At 56.4% G+C, this 26,895-nt stretch carries 23 protein-coding genes; 17 read left to right on the top strand and 6 right to left on the bottom strand.

What is annotated here, in order from left to right:
- Positions 1 to 21: 21 nt before the first annotated feature.
- The 5 genes from EDB95_RS22820 (at position 22) to EDB95_RS22840 (ending at position 6,828) form a co-directional block, all read left to right on the top strand.
- Entirely contained in the window at positions 22 to 1,278 is a 1,257-nt protein-coding gene (locus EDB95_RS22820) for a TolC family protein (protein WP_133997826.1), read from the top strand.
- Positions 1,275 to 2,210 carry an efflux RND transporter periplasmic adaptor subunit gene (locus tag EDB95_RS22825; RefSeq protein ID WP_133997829.1) on the top strand — a complete coding sequence of 312 codons (936 nt, stop codon included), beginning with the start codon at positions 1,275 to 1,277 and terminating at the stop codon, positions 2,208 to 2,210. Before EDB95_RS22820 ends, EDB95_RS22825 begins: the two co-directional genes overlap by 4 nt.
- Before the next feature lie 3 nt (positions 2,211 to 2,213).
- Positions 2,214 to 5,246: an efflux RND transporter permease subunit gene (locus tag EDB95_RS22830; RefSeq protein WP_133997832.1), complete on the top strand. Its 3,033-nt coding sequence runs from the start codon at positions 2,214 to 2,216 to the stop codon at positions 5,244 to 5,246.
- A 2-nt stretch (positions 5,247 to 5,248) separates the two neighbouring features.
- On the top strand, positions 5,249 to 6,238 hold the full coding sequence (locus EDB95_RS22835) for a YncE family protein (protein ID WP_133997835.1): 990 nt from the start codon (positions 5,249 to 5,251) through the stop codon (positions 6,236 to 6,238).
- A gap of 137 nt (positions 6,239 to 6,375) precedes the next feature.
- On the top strand, positions 6,376 to 6,828 hold the full coding sequence (locus EDB95_RS22840) for a DUF1569 domain-containing protein (RefSeq protein ID WP_162852747.1): 453 nt from the start codon (positions 6,376 to 6,378) through the stop codon (positions 6,826 to 6,828).
- Position 6,829: 1 nt separating this feature from the next.
- On the opposite strand, the gene EDB95_RS22845 is transcribed toward EDB95_RS22840, so the two are convergent.
- From EDB95_RS22845 to EDB95_RS22855, 3 genes are all read right to left on the bottom strand, one after another.
- The gene (locus EDB95_RS22845) at positions 6,830 to 8,356 is read right to left on the bottom strand and encodes a hypothetical protein (RefSeq protein WP_133997841.1); all 1,527 of its coding nucleotides are present in this window, start codon (positions 8,354 to 8,356) and stop codon (positions 6,830 to 6,832) included.
- A 14-nt stretch (positions 8,357 to 8,370) separates the two neighbouring features.
- Complete coding sequence (locus EDB95_RS22850) at positions 8,371 to 9,396, bottom strand: hypothetical protein (protein ID WP_133997844.1); 1,026 nt, start codon at positions 9,394 to 9,396, stop codon at positions 8,371 to 8,373.
- A gap of 169 nt (positions 9,397 to 9,565) precedes the next feature.
- Positions 9,566 to 10,573 carry a LacI family DNA-binding transcriptional regulator gene (locus tag EDB95_RS22855; protein ID WP_133997847.1) on the bottom strand — a complete coding sequence of 336 codons (1,008 nt, stop codon included), beginning with the start codon at positions 10,571 to 10,573 and terminating at the stop codon, positions 9,566 to 9,568.
- A 114-nt stretch (positions 10,574 to 10,687) separates the two neighbouring features.
- Here EDB95_RS22855 and EDB95_RS22860 point away from each other — a divergent pair, with 114 nt between their 5' ends.
- The 9 genes from EDB95_RS22860 to EDB95_RS22900 all read left to right on the top strand — a co-directional run bounded on the left by EDB95_RS22860 (position 10,688) and on the right by EDB95_RS22900 (position 21,102).
- Positions 10,688 to 12,169, top strand: coding sequence for a xylulokinase (locus tag EDB95_RS22860; protein ID WP_133997850.1), 1,482 nt, complete (start codon positions 10,688 to 10,690; stop codon positions 12,167 to 12,169).
- A 114-nt stretch (positions 12,170 to 12,283) separates the two neighbouring features.
- Positions 12,284 to 13,615 carry a xylose isomerase gene (gene xylA, locus EDB95_RS22865; protein ID WP_133997852.1) on the top strand — a complete coding sequence of 444 codons (1,332 nt, stop codon included), beginning with the start codon at positions 12,284 to 12,286 and terminating at the stop codon, positions 13,613 to 13,615.
- Between the two features lie 104 nt (positions 13,616 to 13,719).
- The gene (locus EDB95_RS22870; RefSeq protein ID WP_133997855.1) at positions 13,720 to 15,075 is read left to right on the top strand and encodes a glycosyl hydrolase 53 family protein; all 1,356 of its coding nucleotides are present in this window, start codon (positions 13,720 to 13,722) and stop codon (positions 15,073 to 15,075) included.
- Positions 15,076 to 15,200: 125 nt separating this feature from the next.
- A complete protein-coding gene (locus tag EDB95_RS22875) occupies positions 15,201 to 16,067 on the top strand; it encodes an RpnC/YadD family protein (protein WP_133997858.1) in 867 nt (288 codons plus the stop codon).
- 153 nt (positions 16,068 to 16,220) lie between these two features.
- Complete coding sequence (locus EDB95_RS22880; RefSeq protein WP_133997861.1) at positions 16,221 to 18,260, top strand: M13 family metallopeptidase; 2,040 nt, start codon at positions 16,221 to 16,223, stop codon at positions 18,258 to 18,260.
- Between the two features lie 2 nt (positions 18,261 to 18,262).
- Positions 18,263 to 18,772: an STM3941 family protein gene (locus EDB95_RS22885; RefSeq protein WP_133997864.1), complete on the top strand. Its 510-nt coding sequence runs from the start codon at positions 18,263 to 18,265 to the stop codon at positions 18,770 to 18,772.
- The gene (locus tag EDB95_RS22890) at positions 18,759 to 19,643 is read left to right on the top strand and encodes an ABC transporter ATP-binding protein (protein ID WP_133997867.1); all 885 of its coding nucleotides are present in this window, start codon (positions 18,759 to 18,761) and stop codon (positions 19,641 to 19,643) included. The genes EDB95_RS22885 and EDB95_RS22890 overlap by 14 nt, the downstream gene beginning before the upstream one ends.
- Before the next feature lie 6 nt (positions 19,644 to 19,649).
- The gene (locus EDB95_RS22895) at positions 19,650 to 20,450 is read left to right on the top strand and encodes an ABC transporter permease (protein ID WP_133997870.1); all 801 of its coding nucleotides are present in this window, start codon (positions 19,650 to 19,652) and stop codon (positions 20,448 to 20,450) included.
- A 16-nt stretch (positions 20,451 to 20,466) separates the two neighbouring features.
- Complete coding sequence (locus EDB95_RS22900) at positions 20,467 to 21,102, top strand: YukJ family protein (RefSeq protein ID WP_133997873.1); 636 nt, start codon at positions 20,467 to 20,469, stop codon at positions 21,100 to 21,102.
- Here the strand turns inward: EDB95_RS22900 and EDB95_RS22905 are convergent.
- On the bottom strand, positions 21,099 to 21,980 hold the full coding sequence (locus EDB95_RS22905) for a type VI secretion system baseplate subunit TssG (RefSeq protein WP_162852748.1): 882 nt from the start codon (positions 21,978 to 21,980) through the stop codon (positions 21,099 to 21,101). The genes EDB95_RS22900 and EDB95_RS22905 overlap by 4 nt on opposite strands.
- A 68-nt stretch (positions 21,981 to 22,048) precedes the next feature.
- Here EDB95_RS22905 and EDB95_RS22910 point away from each other — a divergent pair, with 68 nt between their 5' ends.
- A complete protein-coding gene (locus tag EDB95_RS22910; RefSeq protein ID WP_133997879.1) occupies positions 22,049 to 22,930 on the top strand; it encodes a TssN family type VI secretion system protein in 882 nt (293 codons plus the stop codon).
- 13 nt (positions 22,931 to 22,943) lie between these two features.
- Positions 22,944 to 24,095 carry a hypothetical protein gene (locus EDB95_RS22915; protein WP_133997882.1) on the top strand — a complete coding sequence of 384 codons (1,152 nt, stop codon included), beginning with the start codon at positions 22,944 to 22,946 and terminating at the stop codon, positions 24,093 to 24,095.
- Here the strand turns inward: EDB95_RS22915 and EDB95_RS22920 are convergent.
- Together EDB95_RS22920 and EDB95_RS22925 are read right to left on the bottom strand one after the other, a co-directional pair.
- On the bottom strand, positions 24,084 to 25,868 hold the full coding sequence (locus EDB95_RS22920; protein WP_133997884.1) for a type VI secretion system baseplate subunit TssF: 1,785 nt from the start codon (positions 25,866 to 25,868) through the stop codon (positions 24,084 to 24,086). The two genes, EDB95_RS22915 and EDB95_RS22920, sit on opposite strands and share 12 nt — an antisense overlap.
- Before the next feature lie 2 nt (positions 25,869 to 25,870).
- Complete coding sequence (locus EDB95_RS22925; RefSeq protein WP_133997887.1) at positions 25,871 to 26,308, bottom strand: GPW/gp25 family protein; 438 nt, start codon at positions 26,306 to 26,308, stop codon at positions 25,871 to 25,873.
- A gap of 66 nt (positions 26,309 to 26,374) precedes the next feature.
- Between EDB95_RS22925 and EDB95_RS22930 the strand changes: the two genes are divergently transcribed.
- Positions 26,375 to 26,893, top strand: a complete 519-nt coding sequence (locus EDB95_RS22930; protein ID WP_133997890.1) for a hypothetical protein — start codon at positions 26,375 to 26,377, stop codon at positions 26,891 to 26,893.
- Positions 26,894 to 26,895 lie beyond the last annotated feature (2 nt).

A 26,895-nucleotide genomic window follows, 5' to 3' on the forward strand; every position in this document is an offset into this window, starting at 1 on the left:
TCTTTCCGCACCTTTGCCTCCATGTTCAAAGGTGTGCAAATTCGATGGCTCCTGGGGCTGGGTTTGATCGTCGGGGGAACCGCCCGTGCCCAGGGTCCCCATCAGGGTCTTTCCTATTATGTCGGCGAGGCGCTGAAGGGGAGCCCGCTTTTGAAAGACTACCGGAACCAGGCCCGGTCCAACCAGATCGACAGCGCCCGCATCCGGGCGGGGTATAAACCGCAGATCAACGGGGTGAGCAGCAATACCTATGCACCCACGGTCAATGGGTGGGGATACGACAATGCCATCACCAACGGCGCGAATTTCAGTGAACTGATCACCTTCAACCAGCGCCTGGTTGGAAAAAGCAACCTTGAAAACCAGTACGACGCCCTCCGGCTCCAAAACGAGTCGCTCTCGGTGACGGGGAAAATCAGCGAACAGGACTTAAAAAAGACGGTCGCCACCCAGTACATCACGGCGTATGGCGACTGGCAGCAATACCAGTTCAACCAGGATGTGCTGAAACTCCTGACGGATGAGGAGGGGTTGCTCAAACAGCTGACGGAAAAAGGCGTCTACCGTCAGACCGATTATCTTACATTCCGGGTGACCCTGCAGCAGGAAGCCTTGACGCTCACCCAGGCCCGGGTGCAATTCCAGGTGGACTTCGCCGCGCTGAATTACACCTGCGGACTCGCGGATACGTCATTCGGCGAGCTCCCGGCGCCCGCCCTGGATTCCGTGAGCTGGCTCGACCCCGAGAGCACGGTCTTTTACCGGAAATTCGTGGTGGACAGCCTGGTCCTGCGCAACAGTGATGCGTTGATAGACTACGGCTATAAAGCCAAGGTCAGCCTGTATGCGGATGCCGGCTATGTGTCTTCGCTGGCATTTACGCCTTATCAGAACTTTGGTTTCAGTGTGGGCGTCAACATCACCGTACCGATCTACGACGGCAGGCAGCGCAAGATGCAACACGACAAAGTCTCCATCGAAGAAATGACCCGGGCGAACTACCGGGACTTTTTCAAGACGCAATACCAGCAGCAGGTAGCCCAACTGATCCAACAACTGCAGGCGACCCAGGGTGTGATCGATCAGGCCACCGAGCAATCCCGGTATACCCGCGCCCTCATCGACGCGAACCGGAAGCTGCTGGCCACCGGGGACGTAAAGATCGCGGACTATATCATCGCCATCGGCAACTACCTGGCCGCCCAGAACGTCATTACCCAAAATACCGTGGGCAAGCTCCAAATCATTAACCAAATCAATTACTGGAACCGCAAATGAGGCTACGATACATTGTAATGCTGACGCTTGGTCTTGGTCTTGCCGCCTGCAAGCATGCCGCCTCTGACGAAGAGGCGGACGCCAACCCGGCCGACGCCGTCACTCCGGTGACCCTTACGCATCCCGCCGTCGGGCGCATGGACGAAACCGTGGAAGTCAACGCGGTGTCTTCCTTCCTGCTGAAGTACTATGTCAAGGCCAATGCGGGGGGATACCTGGTCACTGTCAATGCGCAACTGGGCAAGTACGTGCACAAGGGGGAAGACCTGTTTATCCTCCAGACCAAAGAGGCCCGAAGCCTGGGGAATACGGTCACGGCCCTGGATACCTCGCTGCACTTTGTAGGGACGATCCATCTCAAATCGCCTGGGGATGGGTACATCACCCAGCTGACCTACCATGCCGGCGACTATGTCCAGGACGGCGAGCAACTGGCGGTGATCAGCGATGAAACCAGCTTTGTGTTTTTGCTGAACCTGCCCTACGAACTAAAACCTTACTTGTCGGAAAACCGCCAGCTTCAGCTCCACCTGCCGGACGGAACCGTGATCCCGGGGACGTTATCCGAGGCATTGCCGTCGGTCGACCCGGCGAGCCAGACACAGCCGTACGTGATCCGGGTGCAAACCAGGCAATCCCTGCCGGAGAACCTGATCGCCAAGGTGACCCTGGTCAAACAGGCAAAGACAGGGGCGGTATCGCTTCCCAAGGCAGCCGTGCTTACCGACGAAACCCAAAGCCAGTACTGGATCATGAAAATGATCGACAGCGCTACGGCGGTCAAGGTGCCTGTCCAAAAGGGGCTGGAGACCACAGACCGGGTGGAAATCCTGTCACCGTCTTTGAAAGCGACCGATAATGTCTTGCTGACGGGGAACTATGGACTTGGCGATACCGCAAAAGTATCGGTTGACACGACCGCGAACCAATAAGAAATGGACCGTTTTTTTACCACATACAAAAGTCCCATCACCGTTATCCTGGTGATCATCCTCCTCGGTGGGGGTTTTGCGTACAGCCGTATGCAAACCTCCCTTTTCCCGGAGATCACGTTCCCAAAGATTAAGATTATCGCCGACGCCGGCCAGATGCCGGTGCGCAAGATGATGATTACGGTGACCCGCGACCTTGAAAACGCCGTCAAGCAGGTACCGGACCTCCAGATGATCCGGAGCACGACGAGCCGGGGCACCTGCGAAATATCCGCCTTTATGGACTGGAAGGCCGATATAGACATCAGCCTGCAGCGCATCGAATCCAAGATCAACGAGATCCGGGGCAACCTGCCCCCCGATGTACAGATTACCGTGGAGCGGATGAACCCGTCTATCCTACCCGTCATCGGGTACTCGCTGGAGAGCAAGACGCGTTCGCCCATAGACATGAAGCTCCTGGCCATGTACACGATCAAACCCTTTTTATCGCAGGTCCCCGGGGTCTCCGAGGTGCGCGTGATCGGGGGAAAAACAAAAGAGTACTGGCTGATCCTGGATACCAAAAAAATGAGCACCCTTGGCCTGACCCCGGACAGCGTCAGCGCCATCCTGGCCCAGACCAACTTCGTCCGGTCGAATGGCTACTTAGCCGACTACCGCCTGCTTTACCTGACCCTGACCGACGCGTCCGTGGCGGATAAAACACAACTGGGCCAGATCGTCCTGAGCAACAACGGCAAAAGGATCATCCTTCTCCGGGATATCGCCGACGTCCAGATCCAGGAGGCCAAAGAGTACGTCAAGATCAACGCCAACGGGCACGAGGGGATCTTGTTGGCGGTGATCAAACAGCCCAATGCCAACCTCGTCGACGTGTCCGATCTTATGAACGCCAAGCTGACGGAGTTGCGCAAGACGCTTCCGCCGGACGTGTCCATACAACCGTTTTATGTCCAGGCCGATTTTGTCAGGGATGCCGTCAAAAGCGTGACGGACAGTCTTTGGATCGGTTTGGCACTGGCCATTTTTGTGGCCATTCTTTTCCTGCGCTCTTTCAAGGCCAGCAGCGTCATCCTGCTGACCATCCCCGCTACGCTTTGCCTGACGCTGATCTGTTTGTACGCCACCGGCCAGACGTTTAACATTATGACACTGGGTGCCATCGCGGCGGCGATCGGCCTGATCATCGACGACGCCATCGTGGTGGTGGAGCAGATCCACCGGACCCACGAGGAACACCCCGATGAAGCCTCGGTGTCGCTGGTGCAAAAGGCCATCCGTTACCTGTTCCCCGCTATGGTAGGGTCATCGCTGAGCACCATCGTGATCTTTTTACCCTTCGTGTTGATGACAGGGGTGGCGGGCGCCTATTTCAAGGTGATGACCAATACCATGATCATCACACTGATCTGTTCTTTTGCGGTGACCTGGCTGATCCTTCCGGTGATCTACCTGCTGCTGTCGCGTAAAGGCGGCGCCAAAGCAGCCACCAAGATCCCGCCTCCGCATGCCGTACACCGTCAGCGCTGGGTCGCCTTCTTTATCCGCCGTCCATACATCAGCCTCGTCATCATCGCGGGGCTGATCGTCTCCATCGTCCTGATTTTTCCCCAACTGGAAACGGGTTTTCTCCCGGAAATGGACGAGGGCAGCATTGTGATGGACTATACGTCTCCTCCGGGTACCTCCCTGGAAGAAACGGACCGCATGCTCCGGGAGGTGGAAAAGATCATCGTGACCACCCCGGAAGTCCAGGCGTATTCGCGACGGACGGGGACGCAGATGGGCTTCTTTATCACGGAACCCAATACCGGGGACTACCTGATATCCTTAAAGAAAAGCCGGGATAAAAGTACCGACGAGGTCATCGCCGACCTCCGGCACAAGATCCAGGCGACGCAACCGGCGCTCCGGGTGGACTTCGGCCAGGTGATCGGGGACATGCTGGGCGACCTGATGACGTCGGTGCAACCGATCGAAGTAAAAATCTTTGGCGAGGACCAGGCGCGTTTGCAACAGCTGTCCCGGCAGGTGGACAGCATCGTCTCCCACGTGGACGGCACGGCGGACGTCTTTGATGGGATCGTCATTGCGGGCCCCTCCGTCGACGTGACGCCCCGCCCGGAGGCCCTGGCGCAATACGGTGTCACGCCCTCCAGCCTGCAATTCCAGTTGCAGACCGCCCTGGAAGGGAACGTCGTCGGTTCGGTCTACGACCGCGACCAGCTCACGGACGTACGCATGGTGTACCCGGGCAACCGGACCTTGAGCGTGGACGGCCTCCGGCAGCTCCAGGTGTTTTTGCCCGATGGTAAGCTCAAGCCGATCACGACCCTGGCAGACGTGCACCTGAACCCCGGGGATGCGGAGATCAACCGGCAGGACCTCCAGTCCATGGGCGTGGTTACCGGCCGTCTCGAAGGACGGGACCTGGGCAGCGTCATGAAAGAGATCCAGCAGGCCGTGTCCGCCAAACTCTCCCTGCCGCAAGGATATTCCATCGCCTACGGCGGGGCGTATGCCGACCAGCAACAGTCTTTCCAGGAACTGTTGATCATCCTGATCACCGCGAGTCTCCTCGTTTTCGGGGTCATCCTGTTCCTGTTCCGCGACTTCCGCGTCGCCCTTGTCATCCTCCTGGTCTCCGTGCTGGGTATTTCCGGGAGTTACCTGGCGCTCTACCTGACGGGCACGCCCCTGAACGTGGGCAGCTATACCGGTCTGATCATGATCGTCGGGATCATCGGCGAGAACGCGATCTTCACTTTCTGGCAATTCCGGGAGTCCCTCCGGGAAAGCGGGGACGTGGACCAGGCGGTTATCTATTCCATTTCCACCCGGCTGAGGCCAAAGCTCATGACCGCCCTGGGGGCGATCATTGCGCTCGCGCCCATCGCCCTGGGGATCGGTACGGGGGCCCAGCTCCACCAGCCCCTCGCGATCGCGGTGATCGGCGGTTTTATCATCGCTCTTCCCTTGCTCCTGGTCGTCCTCCCCAGCCTCATCCACCTCATCTTTAAACCAAAACAGTAGATATGAAAAAGCTAATCCTGTTTCTTTCGATGTCGGGCATAGTCCTACCCGCGGATTATGCCGTTCTGAATACGTTCCATATCGCCAGTTCCGGTGGCTGGGACTACATATTCGTGGATCCCCAATCCAACCACCTTTATGTATCCCATGGCACACAGGTCAACATCCTGGACAAGGCCACCGGCGATTCCCTGGGGGTTATCCCCAACACCACCGGTGTCCATGGTATCGCCATTGCGCCCAACGGCAAGGGCTATACGAGCAACGGGCGCATCAACACCGTCACCGTATTCGATCAGAAGAGCCTGGCCGTCGAAGCGCAAATACCGGCCGGCCAGAACCCCGATGCCATTTTCTATGACGACTACTCTGGCAAAGTAGTGACCTGTAACGGCCGCAGCCAGGACCTGTCCATCATCGACCCGGCCACCAACCAGGTCGTTGCCACGGTCCCCGTGGGCGGCAAGCCCGAGACCGCTGTCAGCGACGGGGCCGGGAAGATCTTTGTCAACATCGAAGACAAAGCCCAGATCATCGCCGTGGACGCTAAGACCTTCCAGGTCGTCAACCGCTGGTCCATCGCCCCGGGTGAATCCCCTTCCGGTCTGGCCATCGACCGCAAAACCCGCCGCCTGTTTGCCGGCTGTGACAACAAAACCCTGATCGTCCTGGATGCCGATAAGGGGACTGTCGTGGCCCAGGTGCCCATCGGGGATGGTTGCGACGGTGTCGGGTTCGACTCGAAACTGCGCCGGGTCTACTCTTCCAACGGGGAAGGCACCCTCACGGTTATCCAGGAAAAGGACGCCTCCACCTTTACGGTCCTAGCCAATGTACCCACCAAACGGGGCGCGCGGACCTGTACCGTGGACGAATCCACGCACAAGATCTATACGCCTACCGCCGACTTCGAAGCCACTACGGCTCCCGGTCAGCGTCGTCCGAACACCGTGCCCGGGTCCTTCCAGGTGCTGGTCGTAGGTCTTAAATAGTTTGCTTCGGCAACATTCAACCCATCCAATGAAGGCCCCCGAAAGGGGGCTTTCCATTTTGGCGCCGCCAGAGGCGGCGCGCCCCGCGAAAGACCCCCTTTGGGGGGTCTTTTATTTTCGCTAAATTTATGGTGCCTATGCACAGCCTGTTTAACCGGACGGACGTAGCCCTTATCCTGGACCGTATCGGCAGCCTGACGCCCCAAAGCGTCCGGCAATGGGGCAAGATGACCGTATCCCAGATGCTGGCCCACTGTTCCCTTGCCCTCGAAGTAGCCTGTGGTAAAAAGCCAAACCCCCGCCCCTGGCTAAGCTACCTGTTCGGCCCCCTGATCAAAAAACGCATCCTCGACGAGCACCGCGGGTGGCCCAAAAACAGCCCGACCGATAAGGACTTTGTCATCCTGCATGAGCCCGATTTTGCCACAGAAAAGAACCGCCTGACGGCGCTGGTCAGCCAGTTTTTCGAGGGGGGACGCGACAAGTGCACCCAATACCCGCATTCATTTTTCGGCGCGATGGCGCCGGAGGAATGGGCGATGTTTATGTATAAACACCTGGATCATCACCTACGGCAGTTCGGGGTGTAAGCTAGTTTCCGCCGATATATGCCCTCAGGGTAAAGGCATTTCCATCCAGGTTGCTTCCCCCCGGGTTGGCGTAATGGAACAGGTGAAAAGCGCCCTCCAGCCCCAGGTGGCCGCGTCTCGAATAGAAATAATTAACGCGTATGCCGTTGCTCCAGTCCGCCGACGAGATCACTTTGGGGTTGAGGATTTTATCCTGGCTCGTGTCCAGGGGCGCAACGGCGAAATTGTCAACACTGATTCCCGTATTCCATCCAATTTCCCATTGCGTCCGGTGAACAAAAAACCGTGTGTATTCCAAGCCAAAGTGAGTGCCTGAGTAGTAGGTACGCGCCCTTAAGGTGTCGTCCCGTAAGACGTAGTAAGGCGTAGGCGTTCGTAGCATTCGGAAACCAAAAGCAAAGGCATATTCATTTTTCCGGTTGCCCCCGCCGATAACAAAGTCGAGGGAGGGATGCACCCCTAGCCTGGAGAGGGGACCGGTAGGAATCCAGGCGCTGGCCGATGCCTCGATCATTACCCTGCCAAGGCCTTTCGGATAGGTTCGCTCGATGGCAGCACATTTGTCGCTCAAGGTGTCAAGGACAGGAAGGTTTCTTTTTGTTTTTTTCCACGTCCTAACCGACTGCGCATCATTACCGGCAAAGACATTACACAAATAACGCTCCAGGGGGCTCATCGGATTTTCGCGGCGCAACAGGTCTTTGGCCCAGTCCCTTGCGACGATAAATAGCGGGTACATATACCGGGTCAAATCCAGGTACACGTGTTTTGCCACCGGTAGATGATAGGTGAAAAAAGTTTCATAGTCGATGTCTCCCATGCTGTACGTATATGCAGACAATACCCATTGGAGGTCACAGGGCAAACGAAACGGGGAAAAAGTTTTCGATTCGATCATACATAGGATCCGCAGGGAAGTCTGTACGGCATTGTAGTTGAATCCGGTATCTACGGCCGGGCAGTGACAGTCCGTGTCTATCCGCATGAAATGCGCCAGTGAGTCGAATTGTCTTTCGGCATACCAGCGGGGCGCCTTTTGGCTGGCTTCCTCCGTCCATAACATAAAAGATCGCAGCCTCCTTGAATTCTCCGATGGCGAGACAAGGATGCTAAGGTCCGAATGACGGTTACAATACTCCGAGGGATAAGCGATCCGGCCCGCGTACACCTCGCAGCAAAACCGCTGCAAAATATCCATGCTGTCCTGCTTTTCCTTGAGCAGCCTGTCCGCCCATGCAGCCAACGGACCATGCATGGGCGACGCCCCCCGTGCATAGGAATCGAGGAGGTTTTGAATAAACCTGGGCGGGAATACCATTTTGTACCAGGTATTGTTCTCCGTGGCCAGTAGGGTTTGTAAGGCGAAATAAAGTTCAGGATAGGCATTGTTCAAGCCCGGCCCCCCTCGTTCCAGGTACATTTGAAGGGAATCGAAATGCCGGGAGACCACCCACTCCGTAAGCTTGGCGGGATTTTGCGCGTGAGCCAGGAGCGGCAGCGCAAGGAGGATGCAAAGCAAGCGTTTCATAACGATAACAGTTTTTAGTTTCCACCTATAAGAACCCGAACCGTAAAGGCATCGCCGCTCAGATCGGTGCCCTTGGGATTGTCGTAGTGGATGAGGTGATAGACAGCCTCCAGGCCGATATGCGATCTTCCGAGGGAAAACCAATTGAACCGGAGGCCATTCATCCAGTCGGCCGAATTGATATCCGCAGGATCGAGCCGTTTGTATATACCTGTATCGTTCTCGGTAATGTCAAACCCTTCATAGGCAATCCCGGTTACCAGCCCAAGTTCCCAGTGCGGATGACGGAAAACATAACGGGTATAGGTTGCGCCGATATGACCGCCAAAGAAATCTGTGCACGACCACAAGGAATCATCCCTAAATACCTGGTAGGGGCGAGGGGTTGAAAAAAAACGGAAGCCGAAGTCTATGGCAATTTCATACGTCGCCCTGCCTCCACCGAAATGGCAGTCCAGTGACGGGTGCGTGCCTACTACGCTCAGGGGCCCGATGGGTATCCAGGCACCAGAGCCTCCCTCTAAGGCATATCGCCCGTGGCCTGATGGATAGCGGCGCATGCTGGAGAGGCAATGTAATTCTACCGCGTGGATCACCGAATCGAGCGCTTTGTCTCCTTTCAAAAATTGGCGTGGCCTTAGTATATCCCCTGAGAAGACCCGGAGCATAAAGACCTCGGTGGAATCCAGGCCGTTTCTTCGTGCAAGCAGGTCGTTTGCCCAGCGTGCAGACAGGAGGAACAAAGGTTTGACATACCGGGTCATGTCGGAAGGTTCCCTCTTCCCGGCGTCTATGTTAAACGCAAACGTCCCCTTTTGCAAACCTCTGAAATAGTAAGAAAGACGGCATAGGCGCCGTCGCACATTGCAGGGCAAGCGGTCTGCGGCGAAATTCCCGGCTTCGATCTCCGCCAGTTTTTGTAACGCAAATATGAACACGTAATGATCGTCTTCACCTTTTAAAAAGCTTTCCAGGGAATCCAGATGGTTCTCCGCATAAAGAGCAGGGTAGTCCGCGCCCATTCTTTTGAGATGTTGCACGACCCGGGCATATTGAGCGCGCGCCGGAAGAAATCCGGTGCATAAAAGTGCAAGGAGCAGCAGTGTTGTTGTGCGTATCATGGCAAGCCGTTGAATCGGCCGTAATGATAGCGCGGCAGGGATTAATCCCTGCTAATAGTCCGTTAGTTCCTGTTAATGTTAAAATGTCCTAACGTATCCTGAGAGAGGATGCCCTGGGCACCAGGATAGGGTCGAGCATGACCGAAGCCGGGGTGTTGCCGGATACCGTGCCGAGAAAAAGTTCCGCTGCGATCTCTCCCATGCGGACCGTTTGCTGGTCCACGGAAGACAAACCGGGGGTTACCAGTGTTCCGAACGATTCATTGGCAAATCCAATGACGCCTACTTCGTCGGGTACCCGCACGCCTCGTTCCAACAGCTCTTGCAGGGCGCCTAAAGCGGTGAAGTCTTCGAGCGCAAAGAGGGCGTCGAAGGGCACCTTTCTATCCAGCAGGCTTGCCACACAGGCCCTTCCGAAATCTGCGGAAAAGGGTCCTTTGCAGATCAGTTCCTCCTGAACCGGCAAACCGTGCCGGATCAGTGCATCCCGGTAACCCCTGAGCCGTTCGGTGGCAATGGCCAGGTCTTGTTCCGCCGTGATGTGCGCGATGTTCGTATAACCCTGGGCAATCAGGTGTTCCGTCGCCATAAAGCCTCCCTTGTAGTCGTCGATGCGGACGGAAGGCACGCGCAAGCTCTCTGCGACCCGGTCGAAGAGGATGAGCGGGACATGGCGTTTTCGGATCTCGTCGTAATGTTCATAGTGCGAGGTCTCCCGGGTAATCGACGCGATGATCCCGTCTACCCGGGACCTCAGAAAGGTATCAATGCCTTTCACCTCCTGGCCCAGGGATTCGTTGGACTGGTACAGGAGCAGGCTGTACTGGTGTTCGTTGAGCACCGTGTCGATGCCGTGGACGACAGAGCTGAAAAAGCTGACGTGCAGGTTGGGGACGATCACGCCCACTACATGGGTCTTTCCCGAGCGCAAGGATGAGGCCAGCTTGTTGGGCCGGTAGTGCATTTTGCGGGCGGCCTCCCTGACCCGCTTTTTGGTGGCGGGACTGATGGCAGGGTGGTCGTTGAGCGCCCGGGCAACCGTCGAGAAGGAAATGTTTAGTGCCTCTGCAATATCCTGTATGGTGACTTTTTTCAAAAAGACCAGTGTTCCGGACAAATGTAGTTTTTTTCCACAAGCCTTGGCCGGAAACCAAAAACCGCTATCTTTATGCCAACGTTGGCATAAACACCCTGGCCTCGAAACGATTGTATGCTTTTACTTGGAATCGACTTAGGAACTTCTTCTATTAAGGTGTCGGTGGTGGACGCTTCCACCCAGGAGTGCCTGGCTTCGGCCAAATATCCGGACACCGAATCTCCCATTGACGTGCCCGCCCCGGGTTGGGCTGAACAGGACCCCGCCATGTGGTGGGACCACGTTTGCGCGGCCATCCAGCGGGTCCATGCGCAAAAGGCGTATGACCCCGGGGCCATCGGGGCCATCGGTATTGCCTACCAGATGCACGGCCTGGTGATCCTGGATAAGGCCGGCGCGGTTCTTCGTCCCTCCATCATCTGGTGTGACAGCCGGGCGGTGGAAACGGGCAATGCTGCCCTGGAGGCCATCGGGCGCGGCCGGGCGCTGAACCACCTGCTCAATTCCCCCGGGAACTTTACGGCCTCCAAGCTGGGTTGGGTAAAAAATAACGAACCGGCCGTATATGCGCGCGTTGACAAGGCGATGCTGCCCGGCGATTATATTGCTTACCGGATGACAGGGGAGGCGACCACGAGCATTTCCGCATTGTCGGAGGGGATCTTCTGGGATTTTAAGGAGGACCGGTTGAGCGAGGATGTTTTTCGGTACTTCGGTTTCGACACCAGGCTCATTCCAGAGGTGCGGCCTGTTTTTGCGGAGCACGGACGCTTGAGTAAGGACGTAGCGAGGCTGCTGGGTTTGACGCCCGGTGTGCCGGTGACCTATAAGGCCGGCGACCAACCCAATAACGCCCTTTCATTAAATGTTTTGAAACCCGGTGAGGTGGCGGCAACCGCAGGCACCTCCGGAGTGATTTACGGGGTCACGGATCAATTGCTGGTCGACGTGGCGTCGAGGGTCAATACTTTTGCCCACGTCAATTACCTGCCTGATGTCAAACGGCTGGGCGTCCTTTTGTGTATCAACGGGACGGGTATCCTTAACCGTTGGGTCCGCGAACAGGTGGGGGCGGGGTTGTCCTACGAGGCCATCAACCGCGAGGCGGCTTCGGTTCCCGTCGGGAGCGAAGGCGTCCGCATCCTGCCTTTTGGCAACGGGGCCGAACGCATGCTGGGCAACCGCATCCCGGGGGCCCAAATCCAAGGCCTTGACCTCAATAAGCACACACGGGCCCATTTGTTCCGCGCGAGCCAGGAGGGCATTGCGTTTGCCTTCCGCTATGGGCTGGACATCCTGCGGGAAAACGGGATGAGCCCCTCACGCATCCGCGCTGGAATGGCCAACCTGTTCCTCAGCGAGGTTTTTACCGATGCTTTTGTGGAGATCACCGGCGTGCCCGTGGATCTTTACCGCAACGACGGAAGCGTTGGCGCGGCACTGGGCGCGGGGATCGGGGCGGGGGCCTTTGCTACGGAAGCGGAGGCGTTTAGCCATACGGTGCCGGTGAAACAGGTGAAGCCCACGGGGGCGAGGGCCTATGAGCAGGCGTATAAGGAGTGGCTTGCGCTCCTGGAGCCGCAGGTTGTCGTGTAGCGGGCGGCGCGGCCGCGCCATTTGGGGCGGCCGCGCCGCGGCACCTAGGGTTATCCGCGAAACGCGCCGGCGCCGCCGCGCCTATTTTTCCTCAAAAAATATCAACTATCGAATATGGCAAACATTGTATTGGGGCAGCAAGAATACTTCAAGGGCATCGGGCGTATCGCCTATGAAGGCCCGGACTCCAACAATCCCCTGGCTTTCCGCTGGTACGACGAGAACAAGGTCGTGCGCGGGAAGACGATGAAGGAACACCTGCGTTTTGCGGTGGCGTACTGGCACTCTTTTGTGGGTAACGGGTCCGATCCGTTTGGGGGACCTACCCATATTTTTCCCTGGGACACACAGGCCGATCCTGTGGCCAGGGCGCGAGATAAGATGGACGCCGCCTTTGAGTTTATCACCAAAATCGGTTTTCCCTACTATTGCTTTCACGACGTGGACGTCGTGGATTATGGCAACGACATTGCCGAAAACGACCGCCGTCTCCAGGCGCTGGTGGACTATGCAAAAGCCAAACAGGCGTCCAGCGGTGCAAAGCTCCTCTGGGGCACCGCCAACCTGTTTAGCCACAAACGCTATATGAACGGCGCGGCGACCAACCCCGACTTCCACGTCCTGACCCATGCCGCGGCCCAGGTCAAGGCAGCCCTGGACGCCACCATTGCCCTGGGTGGAGAGAACTATGTATTCTGGGGCGGGCGTGAAGGCTATATGAGCCTCCTCAACACGAACATGAAGCGTGAACAGGAACACCTGGCGCGCTTCCTCCACGCCGCCAAAGACTATGCCCGTGCACAGGGCTTTAAGGGTACGTTCTTTATCGAACCCAAGCCCTGCGAACCCACCAAGCACCAGTACGACTATGACGCCGCCACGGTCATCGGCTTTCTGAGACAGTATGACCTGCTGGGCGACTTTAAGCTCAACCTTGAAGTCAACCACGCCACCCTGGCCGGCCATACCTTCCAGCATGAACTGCAGGTCGCCGCCGACGCCGGTCTCTTAGGCTCCATGGACGCCAACCGCGGCGACTACCAGAATGGCTGGGATACCGACCAGTTCCCCAACAACATCAACGAACTCACCGAGGCCATGCTCATCATCCTCGAAGCCGGTGGCTTCCAGGGCGGGGGCATCAACTTCGACGCCAAGATCCGGCGCAACTCCACCGACCCTGCCGATCTGTTCTACGCCCACATAGGCGGGGCCGATACGTTTGCCCGGGCCCTTGTGGTCGCCGATCGTATCCTGGCGAACGGCGAGTACCAAAAGCTGCGCGCGGCGCGGTATGCTTCCTTCGACAGTGCGGATGGGAAGGCTTTTGAACAAGGGAAGCTGGACCTTGCGGCGCTCCGCGCGTATGCGGTGGCCCACGGAGAGCCGGCGGTGACCAGCGGGCGGCAGGAGTATATCGAGAACCTGGTGAACAGGTTTATCTAAAACGTTGCCTTTTTTTGGCACGCCCGGACCATTAATTTGTACAATAGCACTAGTGCATCGTCTTGTCTTTGTCTACCTTTCGGGTGATAAAACAGCGATGCACTATGTGTTTACAAAGGCTTCTGACCGGGGCGGTCCTCGTCCCTTTGTTCGCGTCCGCGCAAAACCGGAGCACTCTTCCCGAGATTGTCGTTACGCCCTATACTACCACGATTGTGGCGGGTGGGAAGGATACGGCTCTTTTGAAGATCAGCCTGCTCGACAGGCAGGGGGCACCCCTCGCCGCGAATAACGTGGTGCGTTTTTCGCTGACGGGGGACGCGCAAATCCGGAGTGTCGACGGGCAACGTCCGGACACCGCTGCCCACCTCATGAACGGCCAGCTATGGGTCGTCCTCCAGGCCGGCACAGCCAACGGCATCGTCCGCTTCAAAGTCACGGGCGACAGCCTCCAACCCGGTTCTACCGAAATTCATACCATCCATCCCGGGCGTCCGCATCCTGTAACGGATGGGCCGCCCATCGCGGGAAACGCGATCATAAGAGAAAAAATCATCGGCGCCGACATTTCTTTCCTTCCACAACTGGAAGCCCGGGGTATGAAGTTCTACGATAAGGACGGTCAGCCCGGGGACGTGTTGCAAATAATGCATGCCCACGGCTTCAACTATATCCGCCTCCGCGTCTTCGACCATCCGGAGCAACCAAAGGGTTATTCCCCCGGCAAAGGGTTTTGCGACTACGGACGTACCGCGGCTATGGCACAGCGGATCAAGGCCGCGGGGATGAAATTTCTTCTGGACATTCACTACAGTGACTACTGGGCGGATCCGCAACAGCAAAACAAACCGGCAGCTTGGAGCGGCCTTGACTTTGCAACCCTCAAGGATTCGGTGTATGCCTATACTAAGGGTTTGGTAGCAGCCCTTGCACAGCAAGGCACCCCGCCCGACATGGTCCAAATCGGCAACGAAATCAACCACGGTCTGCTGTGGCCAGATGGCGGCATCACCAACCTGGACAGCTTGGCGCAATTGCTGTACGCCGGGATCAGGGGTGTCAAAGATGCCTCGCCTTCAACCACCATCATGCTGCACATCGCGTTAGGCGGCCAAAACAGGGAGGCCCGTTTTTTTATCGACAACATGCTTGCCCGAAAGGTTCCCTTCGACGTCATAGGCCTTTCTTACTATCCCCGCTGGCATGGCACCCCCGACGACCTCCAGGCCAACATGACCGACCTCGCGCACCGGTATCATAAATACGTGATGGTGGCCGAATACTCGCAGCTCAAGACCGTCGTCAACGACATCGCATTCACTGCTCCGGGGAAATACGCATTGGGTACGTTTATTTGGGAACCGTTAAGTACGTGGGAGTCGTTTTTTGACCGGTCGGGGAAGGCTACGCTGTTGCTGGATTTGTATCTGCCTATTGCGAAGAAATATGGGGTGCGTTAAGCGATGAAACCTTTTCCACTAGCGGTTTTTAGCTGATATGGTAAATTGTAAAAGCATATAGAATGGGCAAAAAAATATTTGTATTTCTAACAAAAATTTCCCGATGTTTGTAGAAAATACAACACGTGGGGATGGGATTGGAGGGGCGGCAGCCGAAACAGGTCAACCAGTATGACAAGGTACTCAAGGAAAACATCGAGGTAATCCTGCCGGGTATTATGAAGCACGTCGTTGGTGTAGAGCCTGAGACCGTCGAGGGGTTACCGGACGGGGTGCAACACACCCGGGAGCGGAGACCGGATGTATTGAGAAAAGTGACGGATCGTAAGGGAAATACGTTTATACTTCAGATCGAGTTTCAGACCAGAAATGATCCGGAAATGGTGTGCCGGATGGCGGAGTACCACATCGTACTTTGGCGTAAATATAAGTTGCCTGCAAAGCAATATGTTATTTACATTTCGGAGGGAAAACTCGACATGCCAGAGGAGTTAAGCCTGGAGAATTTTTACTTTCGGTATCATCTTTTATCGCTTTTATCGGTGGATTACAGACTGTTCCTGGAGTCCCCGCGGCCGGAGGAGAAAATGATGGCGCTTCTGGGAGATTTCGGGAGCCAAGACTCTGCAGAGGTTACGAACGAGATCGCTCGTCAGGTCATAGGTGCAACCGAAGGGAGTTTGAACAGGCAAAGGTATTTGCAGCAAATGCGCATTTTAGCAAAACTGCGTAAATTAGTATCGTTAAATTCATCCAACATGTTGTGGGGAGAAATCACGAGATACATTCTTGAAGAAACGGACATCACAACGGACCCTTTGTATCAGAAAGGGGAGGAACTAGGCAAGGCCGAAAAAAGTCGTGAGGTCGTGAAAAAACTTCTAGCCTTGAAAATGTTCGAGGACAAAGAGATTGCGAACCTTGCGGGCGTGCCGGAAGCCTTCATTCTCGAAGTAAAAACCAACCTCAAACGCCGGAAGAAATCCCGCTAACCCGTGCGATCGTGCATTTAGTTACTTAATTACCAACATTTTATACACGAAACTCGTGTAGGCTGGGCCCGTTTTCCCCACGAACCCCGCCCCGTTGTTCTCCTTTCCCCGGAAAAACAATACATTTAGCCCTCTACCAAACCACTCAAGTCCATGAATGGAACCCACCGCTTTGCCCTGAGCCTCCTGGCAGGAGGACTTTTACTCACCGCCGGCTGTCGCCAAAAGCCGGATGGAACCGCAAAGGCCTACATCGATCAAACGGCCGTCGATTCGGCGGTGCGTCCCCAGGACGACTTCTTTACGTATGCCAATGGGGGATGGATCAAACACACGGAAATACCGGCTTCCCAGCCTGCCTGGGGGGCTATTTTTTCGTTGAGCGACCAGGCGCTGGGCAATATGCGCACCATCCTGGACTCTCTTTCGAAGGTGTCGGGTTTGCAAAAAGGGACGGTGGCCCAGCAGGTCGCGGATCTTTATGGGAGTATCATGGATTCCGCGGTGATCGAGGCCAAAAAGCTGGACCCGTTAAAGGACGAGCTGGGGATGATCAACGCGGTAAAAGACGTACCTGGAGTATGGGCGGAAGCAGGCCGGGAGTATAAAGAAGGCAATGGAACGCTGTTCTCTTTTGGGGTCGGCGCCGATGACAAGAACAGCCGTATGAATGTGGTTCACTTCAGCCAGGGTGGGCTGGGACTTCCGAACAGGGATTATTATTTTAACAAGGATACTTCTATACAAAAGGTCAGGGATGCGTACAAAACTTATATAGAAAAAGTGTTTAGCCTGACGGGGGATGACCAGGCGACGGCTGCAAAAAAAGCGGGCGGGGTCCTGGATGCGGAAATGGCGCTGGCAAAAGTCTCCCGGACACCGGTACAGTTACGCGACCCGAATGCCAACTACAACAGGATTGCCGTCAGCGCCCTCCCGGGTATGACGGGCGGGTTGCCCTGGAACGACCTGTTGAAGGAGCTGGGGGCTAAAACGGATACCGTGCTGGTGGGGCAACCCGAATTCTACAAGGGGCTGAATGAGGCCCTGAAACGTCTTCCCCTGGAGGAATGGAAAAGCTACCTGACCTTCCACCTGATCGATAACTATGAACCCGTGCTGGGGCATGAATTCCAGGATGCCCAGTTTGCGTATAACCACCTCCTGAGCGGGCAGAGCCAGCAACAGGAGCGTTGGAAAAGGGCTTCGTCCTTGGTGGACGGGCTGTTGGGCGATGCGCTTGGACAGCTCTACGTGCAAAAATATTTCCCGCCCGAAGCCAAGCAACGGATGCTTGAACTGGTGAACAACCTCCAGGCGACGTACGCAGAGCACATCCAGTCGCTGGACTGGATGTCGGATTCCACCAAAAAGAAGGCCTTGGTCAAGCTGAACGCCATTACCAAAAAGATCGGCTATCCGGATAAATGGAAGGACTATTCTTCCGTGACCATCGACCGGGGCGACGCCGTGGGCAACGTCCGGCAGTGCGGCCAGTATGAGTACCAGCGCGGTCTCAAAAAGATCGGACAGCCGGTGGACCGTTCCGAATGGTATATGACACCGCCGACGGTGGATGCGTACTATAATCCGACGGCGAACGACATCAACTTCCCGGCGGGGATCCTTCAGCCGCCTTTTTTCTACAAGGACGGGGACGATGCCCTCAATTACGGGGCGATCGGGCTGGTGATCGGGCATGAGATGACCCATGGTTTTGACGACCAGGGCCGTCTGTACGACGCCGACGGGAACCTGAAAGACTGGTGGAGTCCGGAAGACGCCGCGCGGTTCAAACAAAAGGCCAACCTGGTGGTGCAACAATACAATGGCTTTATTGCTGTCGATACGTTCCACATCAACGGGAACCTTACGCTGGGCGAAAACATCGCGGACGTCGGGGGTTTGTCGCTGGCCTATGGTGCCTTTAAAAAGACCGCTCAGGGAAAGGATACCACGCTGATCGACGGTCTGACACCGGATCAACGGTTCTTCCGTTCGTTTGCACAGGTCTGGAAGGTCAAGTCCCGTCCCGAAGTGCTGAGGACGCAGGTCATGACCAACCCGCACTCGACGCCTCAATTCAGGGTCAACGGGCCGGTGTCCAACCTGAATGCTTATTACACTACCTATAACGTGCAACCGTCGGACAAGATGTATCGCCCGGACAGCCTGAGGGCCCATATCTGGTAGCCATGACGCAGACGTTCCAAATACCCTATAACCGCTGGCTTATCGGGTTTTTAACCTTTTTCTGGGCCGCCGCCGCCATCGTGTGCGCATTCTACTGGAAAAAAGAGGGCGGAGGCTGGCCCTTTCCGGTGATCACGCTTTTTTTGCTGGTGATCCTTTATTACCTTGTACGCCGCCTGTTGTGGCCCGCGGTGCAGGGAGAACCCGCCCTGGAGCTGACACCGGAAGGGCTGCAGGACAACATCAAGGGGGTCCGGATCACGTGGGGGAATATCGAAGGTTTCGCCCTGATCCATGTGGGCAGGGGCAGCAACTACATACGGGTGGACCTTACAGACAACCAGGAATTCCTGGACCAGGTCAAAAACCCGGTGAGGTCATGGCTCTACAGGTTACGACAAAACATGACGGGCAGTCCCTTCGTCATCCCGACGACCTTGTTGCAGGGTGGCGATCGTTCCATCGTGGGGGCGCTCGAAGCGTATAAAAAAGAAATGCATGACCATTCTTAGTGTCAACGGATTGAGCAAACGTTACGGAGCCATCACCGCCCTTAGGGATGTTTCTTTCGAGGTGCCGCAGGGCGCCGTTTTCGGGATCCTGGGGCCCAACGGGAGTGGAAAGACCACGCTCCTCGGGATATTGATGGACGTCCTGAAGCCAAATGCAGGGACGTTTCAATGGTTTGGCCACGTCCCTACGGCGGACGACCGCCGGCGGATCGGCTGTCTCCTGGAAACCCCCAACTTTTACCACTACCTGTCCGCCCGCCGGAACCTGGAGATCACCGCGTCCATCAAGGGGCACGGCTTTGGAGAGATCGACGCCGTGCTGGACAGGGTCGGTCTTTTGTCGAGGAAAGACACGGACTTTAGTACTTTTTCCCTGGGGATGAAACAACGCCTGGCCATTGGCGCCAGTCTTTTGGGGTCCCCGGAGGTCATGGTCCTGGACGAGCCGACCAATGGCTTGGATCCGGTCGGCATCGCGGAGATCCGGGAGCTGATCAAATCGCTCAGCAGGGAAGGCAAGACCATCCTCATGGCGAGCCATTTGCTGGACGAGGTGGAAAAGGTGTGTACGCACATGGCCCTGCTCAAAAAGGGAGAGCTGCTGACCACGGGCAGGGTGAGCGACATCCTGGCGCAGGGCGATATCGTGGAATGCAAGGCACCGGCCGGCGCCCGGGACGTCCTGGCCGCCTTTCCCGGTGTACAGGCCGTACAGACCCAGGATGGACTTTTGGAGCTGGTCTTTGCGGAAACAGGGGTCTCCCTTGGCAGGATCAACGAGTATTGTTTTTCCCATGGGATCATCCTGGAACACCTGGCCCTCAAACGCAAAAGCCTGGAGGCCCGCTTCCTTGAACTCACCCAAAACTAGACCGTCATGCAAAAGATACTCTACATAGAATGGATGAAAGTGCGCTCCTACAGGGCGTTTTGGATTCTCGCCGGGCTTTTTGTCGTGTGCGTGTTCGGGCTGAATTACATTGCCTTTGCGATACACGCCTCCGTGAGTGAAAAGACCGGGAAAGAAGTTGGCCAGGCCTTGCTGGGCGGCCCCTTCGACTACCCTGATGTATGGAATACGCTTTGCTGGATGTCCGGTTGGCTCTTGTTCATCCCCGGTCTGATCGTCATCACCATCGTGACCAACGAGTACACCTTCCGCACCCACCGCCAAAACATCATGGATGGCTGGACGCGGACACAGTTCATTACGGTAAAACTCCTTTGGGTAGTGGTCCTGTCGCTTCTGGCGGTACTGTCGGCCCTGTTATCGGTGTTGTTGTTTGGGGCTTTTGGCGGCACTTCTTTTACCGTCGCCGGGATGCAAAGCCTGGTTTATTTGTTTGTGGAGTCGCTGACCTATATGTTGGTGGCCTTGTTGATGGGGACGCTTATCCGCCGGTCCGGTCTGGCCATCGGGATGTTCTTTTTATATCTGTTCGTGTTCAAATACGTGTTGTCCCTCACGCTCAACCACTATACCGGTGAGTTCCAGCTCGGGGACTACATGCCGGTAAGTATATCGGACACCTTGTTATCATTCCCGTTTCTAAAACCGGCGCTGAAGGGTAAGCTGCCTTCCCCGCCGCCTGTGTATGTGCTTCTCCTGGGGAGCGCGGTGTACATGGCGCTGTTTTATTGGATCATGCTTCGCAGAATAAAAACTGCCGACCTCTAAAAAAATCGTTCTTTATATGCCCATCAAGCTTTATGGCGCTCTGACCGGCAAGATCTCGGCGCTTATGGACAGCGTGGCTGCCCAGGAGAAAGACCCCAACAGCAAACCCCACTACATGGTGGAAGTCAATGTTTCCGGCGCCTTGTACCGCGCCGCGATCAACGTATTGTCGGACGACAATCCCCCCGACCTGCAGTTCTACATGGACGACAATTACACGCATCCCATCCTGCAACTGGTCAAAGGTTTTACGCCCGGCTTGTTCACCCTTAAGTCCAAACCCGGTACCGGCGCCCTGGACTACGTACAGGAAAACCTTTTTGACATCAGCAAGATGTCCATCATTCCCCCCATGGACGGCCCGAACGGCCGGGACCTGGACGACATTATGAACCAGCGTTTCGGACGCGCGCAAACCGAAGGGGCCTTGGTGTATTTCCTGGGGAGCTGTTACATGGATACGACGGCGGATCAATTTTTCGGGTTTACCCCGGCTTATGGAATCCACAACATCCACATGAACCAGGGAAGCACGGGTTCCTTCAAAAGGGAAAACGGGCCATACCAGGACGGCGCTACTTTGATCCACTATCCATCGGATGATACGTGGTGCGCGATGTTTACGAAATTTCAAAGCCAGGAGGTCGGCTAGGCCGGCAGGTACGCCGTGTAATTGAGCACCGGCGCCTCCCCGAAGTCCATCCTCCGTTCCGACGGCGGCAGCTCCAGGGAAATCTGTATGTCCATCCCCGCGGGGACGACGTACCGCGTGAGCTGATCCAGCAGGGTCGCATCCCGCGTCCCGGGTAACAACCCCGTTGCCTGGGACGCGGTTAACGGCCCGAGCGCAATATATACTTCGTCCTCTCCGTCATCCCAGGCCGAACCTGCGACAAAATCGACCCCCAGCCGGCACGCTCCCAAAGGAAGCGCATCAGGGAAGGACCCGCTGCGTTGTTTGCGCAGCCCGACCCGTACGGGTACCTGGAAGATCAGCTCCAGCAACCGCTGGAGAAAAGTGAGGTCCCCCCGGGTATTGTGCAGGTGGGGCACAAACTGGAGGAACACATTGGCCTGCCAGAGCTCCATATATTCCAGCACCGCCCATTCCGGGGTAAACAACCGGATCAGGTCGGCATAGAGGTTCCGTTTGTCGACCCGGTATTCGAACAACTCCGACATGATCCGAAGGAAATACATCTCGGACTCGAAGGGGAGGAAAAATTGACGAGCCTCCTTTTCCTCCTGCTTACGCCTTTTGATCGCATCCAGTATGGAATCCGTGCCTGTCACGGAAGAATAGGGATCGGGCCGGTGAAAAAGGCCCTCGGGCAACATGTCGTATAATCCTTCCCGGCTGGTCTGGATGATGACGTAGTCTCCCTCGGGCGCGGGTTTGACACTGATGACATCCTTCGAATAATTGCGGATGCCGCCCCCGGCGGGGCGGATGACGATGTCGGTGGGGGAGACGCCGTTTTCGATGAGGGCGGCGGCGATGACCACCGCTTTAAAGTCGGCTTGATCCATGTTAGGATTGCCGCACAAAAAAAGTGCCGGGTGACGCTTTTTGGTCCTAATTTTGCCCAGTGCTGACCATGGATATCCCATCCCTTTTTACAGGGTACCTCCTCCTACCACTGATGGCCGCCATAGCTATGGTGGTGATGAGCGTGTTGAACAAACGCAACCGCTTACTAAACAACCGCAGGATCATCATTTTTGTCTTGTTGACTGCCCTTTGCCTGGGGATCCCCGGTTTCCTGGGCGCCCTGAATTTCTTCTTCCTTCCCTGGGGTTTCCTGGCCTGCGAGGTCATTTACCTGGCGTTGGGGGCGCTGGCGGTACACCAATTGTCGCTTCACTATAAGGACGCCCGCAAAGGGTTGGTTTTTTTTATGGGGTTGATCGCTTGTTTGCTGGGCGCGTACCTTTTCCGGCTGGCCTTTAACTGGGTCAACGGGCTGGGGTATGGATGGCTGGCCGCGACGTCTGTGGTGGCTTTCCTGGTCCCCCCGGTTTTCTGGTGGACCTACATGGCCCTGGCGTCCATCCCCTCGGAGATCTATGACGTGTGGTATTATCCAAAAAACGAAGCCCGGATCGACATCGAACACCTGGATTTCGACCGCATGAAGGTCCTGGAAATCGAATTGTACAAATTGCCGGAAAATGCCTCCCCCCTGAAGGTAAAGGTGAAGGCACCTCCCAATATGGAATTCGGCGCCTGGTTCCGTAAGTTTATCGACGACTACAACCAAAAGTTCCCGTCCAGCGGGATTCACTACGTTTCGGAAACGGGGGAAACCTATGGCTGGATCTTTTACGTCAAACGATCTTTCTTTGCCCGCCGGACGTTTATGGACCCTTCTTTGTCGGTAGAAGACAATAGGGTGACGGAAAAAGACCAGATCTATGCCCGCCGCGTGGTCCTCCAGACGGCCGAAGCGGGTGGAGAAGACAGAATGGTGATCCTGTAAAATATATTAACCTATGTTGTTCCCTGTTCAACACCGGCCGGTCCATTGGGTGGACGGCATGAAAATATCCCGGAAGCATTTTGTGGAGTCCGATGACTGGGTGAATGATGCCCTAAGGGACCGGGCGGCCCTGGGTCTGCACGCCTATGACTTTGGGCTGCTGCCCCCGTTTCGCGGAGGGCGGCCGTCCAACCAGTTGGAGATCCTGGAGCGGGTGACCAACCAGGTCGACATCCGGCTGAGACAATGCAATGCGATTACCGCCGGGGGGAGCAGGATCGACTGGCAACCGGCGGAATACGGGAAAGAACTGGTGTTTACCCATACGTATGAGTCCGGCCAGGACGACGACCAGCCGGTGCCGTATTATGTTCTCCTGAAAGTAGACCCGTTCGAACGGGTGCCGGCCGGCGTGCCGGATGCGGAAGAAACGCCTCCCCGGCATCCCTTTTCGGAACCCCGGTACCAGCTCCTGGTGTTGCCGGCCAGCCAAATGAACCCGGACGATATGGGGCTCCACCACTTAGTGGTGGGACAACTGTTTCGCCGGCACGGGCGTTTTTCCGTAAACGACGCCTATATCCCGCCCTGCACGGCGGTCGTCAGCCATCCCGCCCTGGTCCGGTACTACGAGACCTTTGGGAGCATGCTCAACGAAGTACAGCTCAACAGCTTTAAAATACTTGAAAAGATCGCCCAGCGCGACCACAGCGGGGTCCTGCCCAGAAATGTGCGGGGGCTTTGCAGCCACCTGCTGGATTTTATCGCCCGCACCTACTTCGAATATAGAAATATGGGGTACCAACAACCGCCCATATACCTGGCCGCCTGTTTTTCCAACCTGGCCCACCTCTTTTTTACGGCCCTCCACCTGAATGGGGCAAAGGAAAAAGAAGAAGTGTTGACTTATTTCTACGAATGGAGGGATGTCACACCCGGGAATTTTGAAGAACTCCTCACCAAGACCATGGACATCGCCTACAGCCATTACCGGATCCAGGAAGCCATGGAACAGGTCCGGGTTTTCCTGGAGGTGTTGTCCGCCCTTTGGCGGAAACTGGCTTCCCTGGAATTCATCGGTCAGCGGAAGGAAAACATCGTGGTGGCCGAGCAACAGCTCGTCCGGCCTGCCCAGGCACGCCAGACGTGGACCTTATTGGAGTAAGATCCTATAGTATTGCTGGATTCCGCTCCTGGCCGCCAGTTTTTCGGCCAGGTCCCTGGACAGGTGGGGCCATTCATCATCGGAAAACGCAGCATCCGTCAGGATGACGTCTATGGTTTTTCGCAACCCTTCCTTTGGGTGCTGGGAGACCATGACCCCTTTACGAATCACGACGGTTCCCAGCCGTTCCCCCAGCTCCTGCCGGAGAAAAAGCCGGATGTCTTCCTCGGTGACGATCCGGTCCCGGGTCATAAGGGCGTACTTGTAGGCCTGGAGACGGTCGGCCGGTCCCGGCGCGGTCCGCGCGCCCACGGGGCGGGTAACCAGACGGATGCTGCCCGCGCGAAGACGGCTCCCTTCGGACTGAGTAAGCGGTGTACCGCTTTGCAACTGCAAGGGCAGATACCCCTGCGTCGTCCAGTATTCCAGGTGCATGGTTTCATGGGGATCAAGCGGTTTGACCACGATATACCGTGTGCCCTCCGTGATGTCCGACAAGGTCTGCCGGGCTTTTTGCTCCACCAGCGTCAACCCCTGCTGGAGGCTTTTGAGCGCCTGTGTCAGGAAGTCGAATCCATAGGAGGAAAAGGCGGCGCTTTCATCCCGGAGGAGCTCGAACAGGTAGTCGATGATTTCCCGTGCGTTGCGTTGGTCGAAGCGCTCCGCACCCCCGCTGCGGAGGCTGTATGTCCCCGGGGTCTGACCGCCTTCGGGATGAAGCGGCACGGGTTCATATACCCGGCCTTTGCTGTCCGTCAACCGGTGCACCCCTAAAAAAAGAGACCCGGGTTCCGGTCGCAGTGGGATGATGTGGCCTATCCCCTTAAAACGGTGGTGGATTTTATGAAGCCTGCGGTTGACCGCGGGAAAAGTATTGAGTTGCACCTCCAGTTCTTCCAGTCCCTGGAGACCGATGGAGGAAGGGAACGTCACTTCTATCCACCAAAGCGGGTCGCGGAGGGTGGCCAGGTCGGCCGCGAGAAAAATGTCTTTCCAGGAGGGCGGGTAGGGCAGGGGACCTCCTTCCAATGGCAGCGGGGTCGCGTGTAAAAAATGGGCCTGGTAATACCGTTCGATGTCGCGCAGCCGTACCGCCAGCGGATCGAAAGCCCGGAGCCATTCATCGGGATCATCGCCGGGCAACCCCGCCCGCATGTCCAGGGAATGTCCCTGGATCTTCCACCCGCTGAGCGGAAGAAGCCTGTACCAATCCTCGGTTAGTGCCTCATACCGGGAATGTATATAAAATGAAAGGGGCGGCAGTGTATCGATGTCCTTCGGCAAGTCCAACCCGATCCAAAGGGTATAAGGCTCCAGCCGTTTTCCGGGCTGGGCGCGGAGGGGGCGGCCGCTGGGCCCGGTAACTTTATTCCCCGAGGCCAGCAGGACGATCCCTGCGTTATACACCGGGGTTTCGCGGGCGGGGGTAAACCAGGCGTCGGCGCCTTTATCGGCCGTCTGGCGACGCAGCGCAAACCCCGCCTCCAGGATTTCCACGTTTTCGACCGGCCGTGCCTGCACCAGCGCATGCGCCGGCAACGGCATGGTCATCAGGTCCGGTGTCAGGAGCCCTGCCAGTTTTTCCAGCAACCGGCTCTCGGTATACTGCATGTCCGCGGATACATTATACAATTCCGACGCCAGCCCCTCGATCAGCACCTGGACCAGCGGGTCCAGATCGGTCGCCGACGGCAGGTTCCAAAAGTCGGCCGCGTGGCGGAGCAAACGGCCGCGGATTTGTTCCTTGGAAGAATGGTAACGGAGTTCCTGCATAACTATTCGGAAGATAAAGGACTAAGGAACAAGGAGGTTTGAAAGGAATACCGTTCGCCGGTGGCCGTCACCTTTGCGCGGACAGCAACGGCAACGCGTTTTTTGATTTCCGTCACCAGGCGAAGCGGGTAGACCTTTTCCACATCGGTCACGTCGATGGTAACTTCTATATCGTAGATCCGGGGCTCCCTTTCCGCCAGCGCCCGGTGCAGCGACTGTTGCATTTTATCTTCCCAAAGCGCCCGGCTGGTGATCAGCTCGAAGTCCAGTTCCCAGACCTCGCATCCAAACGCAGGATCATAGCGGTGTTCGCCGAAACGGGTAAAGATAATCAGTTCGATGTGTTGGGAGATCGACATCCCCAGGGAGCACGTTTCCAGGTACTGCCGGTCGAACAACCGGCGAAACGCCAGGGGTCGTTTGTAATAGGTGGTGTTCATATCGTTAGGATGAACAATAATACAAAATTGGAACGAAAATTGAGGTTCTTTTTATAACCTACTGAAATGAAACCAGTCAATACCCGTGAACTGAAAAACGCTTACTTGAGCTTCCTCACTCATTTCCTTTGGCTATTATCCATCATCATTCTTTGTACGGTCAGTTATTTCGCCACCTCAAGGCGGGAAATGGAGCTGCTTTCCAAAAGAGCCCGCGAGTATGACCAGATCAAATATAACAGGGAAGAAATCACCGGACGTTTTGATGACGTCCTTTGGCGTTTGCGCGCGTTGACGCAATACGTCAAGGCGGACCCACAGGAGTACAGCAACCAGGCGGTACTCATGAACGACGTCCAGACCGGTGACGAGCGCATCCGGGGGATGCTGGAGGAAGAAGGCGACAGCCTGGCAGATCCTGCCACGGACCTGTATCGCCGGATGGCCGGCCACGTCGTTCTCCTGACAACGCTCAAGGATTCCCTGTCCCAAACGCGCTTTCAGATCGAAAGCCTGAGGGATCAATTGAAGGCCTGCAGCACGACTACCCAGGAGGCTGCCAGGACGTTGTCTGGCATAAACTAATC

The organism is Dinghuibacter silviterrae (assembly GCF_004366355.1).
Taxonomy (GTDB): Bacteria; Bacteroidota; Bacteroidia; order Chitinophagales; family Chitinophagaceae; genus Dinghuibacter; species Dinghuibacter silviterrae.